Source organism: Halomonas sp. B23F22_20, assembly GCF_043496985.1.
In the GTDB taxonomy this organism is placed as follows: Bacteria; Pseudomonadota; Gammaproteobacteria; order Pseudomonadales; family Halomonadaceae; genus Halomonas.
The window spans coordinates 1-529 of record NZ_JBIEKH010000145.1 but is presented as its reverse complement, the minus strand read 5'-3'; the positions used below and the strand labels follow the sequence as shown (position 1 = coordinate 529).

Sequence of the window (529 nt, the reverse complement as noted above, 5' to 3'; positions counted from 1 at the left end):
TGCTGGGAGGCTGTTTGGGCGACATCACTCCCCGGGCTCTGCGCTTCCGGTGAGCCACCCTGGTTCTCCTGAGACTGATCTGCCGGTTGCTGCGCGCCACCGGTGGTGTCGTTCCCGTCCGTGAGAGTTGGCGGGGCTACCTGGGGAGACTCCTCGTTACCCGGTTGCGGCTGAACAGCATCAGGATTGCGAATTGCACGCATTTCCTGATCCAGCTGACCCCATACGTCCTGCTCGTTATTGTCCAGACTCCACCTGCGCCGACGGTACTCAAGGATGGTCTTGAGTGTATGGTCGAGCACATGCAGGTGGGCTCCCGAGTGATCCTCGAGCATGCCGAGTAACCGATCCTCAACGATCTCCCACGGCAGTACGGTCTGCTCCTCGTGATCGAACTGTGAAACCGTCTCATGCCAGGCGACATCAAATAGCCCTTCCGCATCACCTTCTGCCTCGTCGCTATCGATCCGTTTCCAGATAAGCAGACAAGCCTCACGGTAGGCGATGAGCTTCTTGATCTGGGACTGCC

General features: G+C 59.0%; 1 protein-coding gene. It reads right to left on the bottom strand.

The genetic code is table 11. The features are described from left to right. Window positions 1-529: hypothetical protein (locus ACGTN6_RS21020; RefSeq protein WP_394595053.1), on the bottom strand; the 529-nt coding region annotated here is incomplete at both ends.